At 42.0% G+C, this 2533-nt stretch carries 4 protein-coding genes; all 4 read right to left on the bottom strand.

Annotated elements, in window-relative coordinates; genetic code table 11:
* Positions 1 to 914: 914 nt before the first annotated feature.
* The 4 genes from J7K79_RS09415 to J7K79_RS00945 all read right to left on the bottom strand — a co-directional run bounded on the left by J7K79_RS09415 (position 915) and on the right by J7K79_RS00945 (position 1845).
* The gene (locus tag J7K79_RS09415; RefSeq protein ID WP_366932565.1) at positions 915 to 1073 is read right to left on the bottom strand and encodes a nucleotidyltransferase domain-containing protein; all 159 of its coding nucleotides are present in this window, start codon (positions 1071 to 1073) and stop codon (positions 915 to 917) included.
* 118 nt (positions 1074 to 1191) lie between these two features.
* Entirely contained in the window at positions 1192 to 1374 is a 183-nt protein-coding gene (locus tag J7K79_RS09410; protein WP_366932564.1) for a type II toxin-antitoxin system HicA family toxin, read from the bottom strand.
* Positions 1371 to 1562 carry a hypothetical protein gene (locus tag J7K79_RS00950; protein WP_296904176.1) on the bottom strand — a complete coding sequence of 64 codons (192 nt, stop codon included), beginning with the start codon at positions 1560 to 1562 and terminating at the stop codon, positions 1371 to 1373. The genes J7K79_RS09410 and J7K79_RS00950 overlap by 4 nt, the downstream gene beginning before the upstream one ends.
* Before the next feature lie 157 nt (positions 1563 to 1719).
* Positions 1720 to 1845 carry a hypothetical protein gene (locus tag J7K79_RS00945; RefSeq protein ID WP_296904174.1) on the bottom strand — a complete coding sequence of 42 codons (126 nt, stop codon included), beginning with the start codon at positions 1843 to 1845 and terminating at the stop codon, positions 1720 to 1722.
* Positions 1846 to 2533: the final 688 nt, after the last annotated feature.

Raw genomic sequence — 2533 nt, 5'->3', positions numbered from 1 at the left:
TCAATATTCAGTATCCTCTCGATATATTGCATTTTAGGGAAAACTCTCCAATAAAGTAAAACTAATTCGGAGTATGATACAAAATGGTTCGCTTGTCAATGAGTAAGTGGGGAAAGCATCCATTCCCAAACCGGCACAATGTGTAACGAATAGTTGTCTCTCTCTTCAACGCGTTTTTCATCACACTGCTTGCAAAAAAGCAGGAGGCATGTGGACGTATCAGCGAATGATCTTCCCTGTTCCGGCCTTGGAAGAGTGAAGTGTTAATTTCACCAAAATTGGTATTGTTAACAATCTGCGCTACCCTTCCTCGTGTTATTCCAGCCGTTTCAGAAATAATTTCCTGTGTCCATCCAAGGCCATCAACACTCAAATCAGGAATAAGGTGGGGTGGGAAAAAACAAGGAATTGGAATTATTCGCCTATATCCTTGCCTCAACCTTTTGGTTTATCTTCGAAATTCTCGCCGATCCTATTCAACACATCACCAACAGATGTTTTGTTGATTCAAATACTTCATTGTCAGTATGTTTAAAGTGGACCCCATGTCTCAATCCCTTTTTAATCAGGTCTCAGCTTAAAACAGGAAAAGAATATCTCTCACAGAGTTCACAGAGCACACAGAGTTTTAGGCCCAAAACACAAGACTTGCCTTCTCTGCGGCCTCTGTGGTCTCAAGCGACCCAAGGGAGCGGGCGAGAGGTGCCGTTTTTTTTACAAATCTCAGTTTAGAACGAACCAGTTTGACGGATGGGCTGCTTAGGATGCTGCGTCTCAATCCCTGATTAGGGGGACGTTCGGATTAGGGGGACGTTCGTTCCGAGCTTGCCTAAAGTATTTTCAGCCATAGCGTGTATCTTAAACTTTTAGCACTATGAAACACATAAGGGATTTAATCCTAATCAACCAGCTCGTCAAGAACGCTCGGAACGAACGTCCCCTATCGACATATCGGAATCGGGATCGGCGTATCCTCGTGCGCGAGAGCCGAATACTATTATCCTGTGCAGCGATATACGTTTTGACAGCAGAAGTTTGAACCTGTTTGCAACTTTTTCCTCAAGTTCTTTCATAACATCTTTTTACATCGTTGCAGCTTGGCGTGTGTGACCTCATGAGCCGCTTTATGAGGTACTTTTTTGGTTGTTTCTTGACTCAATCAAGTTCTCGAATGATAGCCTTAAATATCCATTAGGCCCTGCGTGTTAACATAGTGATAATGTGTTTAGCTAGGTATTCCTTAATTTCTCTATGTCGGGGTATAGGTTGAGATATATTTGTTTTAGGATTCTGATACCAGTCATGCCTTCTTCCATGCCGAATTAATAAACATCCCTGTTTTTCTATCTCCCTTACCAAATCCCTTCTTTTCATGCCACTTCCAGTTCGGCTACCTTGCGAGCAGAAGGAATGTTTCCACTATTAAGTTCGTTGAATATATCCATTAGATTTTCTTTTAATTCTTCTAATGTCACACCTTGTGTTATATAATCAGGGTATTCATCCAGATATCCAAGCCACATATCATCGTCTTGCCAAAAAACATATTTTTTTCTCTCCATCACAATCCCCCTGTTAGCACCTTCCCACTGCGCATGATGTGACGTCGCTTCCATTAAGACTTCCTGATGCCGATTCAGTCGGAGAAAAATGCAAGTCTTGCTCGGCGCACTTCATATTAGCAACATACTTCCGCAAGCAGCAGATTTTTATAAGAAATCAGGTGCTGCCTAAAATTCCCTTAATCTTTTGCACCTTTACCCACTGTTTTCTCTTTTTCTTGACATTCCACTTGCCCTTTTCTTCCCAGAGGTCCTTGAGGGCCTGAGCAAGTTTTCTTTTCATATCATCTGGAAAGTTATCTATACGACTGTAGATTTCCATGACCTTGTTTTCTGATGTAGAAAGATCGCTGACGGCTGCTATATCACGCTCCTCGGGTGACATTTTTGCCAACTCAGCCTGACGTTTCGCCTCTGCCTCAATCCGTTTCTGCTCCTCACGCGCAGCCTTTTCCTCTCGGGCCTTTTCTTTTTCTAGATCCTTTTGATCGGAGTGCCCTGTTTCCCTGTTCGAGTCTGAGGCTGGTTATTGGTCACAGTGACACATTCCACATGGGAATAGTGGCCTATTCTCAAGACAAAGCAGTTGTCGTCCTGAGTGAGAATATCTTTTTCTATCACAGCCAGCGCCTTGGCCGTATCAGCAAAATGTGACTGTTTGTAGAATTTGTCTGCCATATTAAAGAAAAACCATTTTCACCACGAAGACCACGAAGACCACGAAAAAATCACAAAACCATCTCTATATATCCTTTTCTCTTTAGAACAGCTATGTAATCCTCAAATGACATCGGGCAGTCTATAGGCTTTTCAAAAATTCTTGCAACCTCTGCCTTTTTTATCTGCATTCAATGATCTCCTTGAAATACTGCCACCATTTATTTGGGAGAGGTCCCAGCTTGTTCTGAAATTTCTGTAAATCTGCATACATATTTATAATTTCTTCGCTTAGGAACGTAAGATAAATAAGT

The sequence above is a fragment of the Thermotoga sp. genome, assembly GCF_021162145.1.
GTDB lineage: Bacteria > Thermotogota > Thermotogae > Thermotogales > Thermotogaceae > Thermotoga.
Note: the sequence above shows the minus strand (reverse complement) of the source record. Positions and strands in the feature narration are given on the sequence as shown.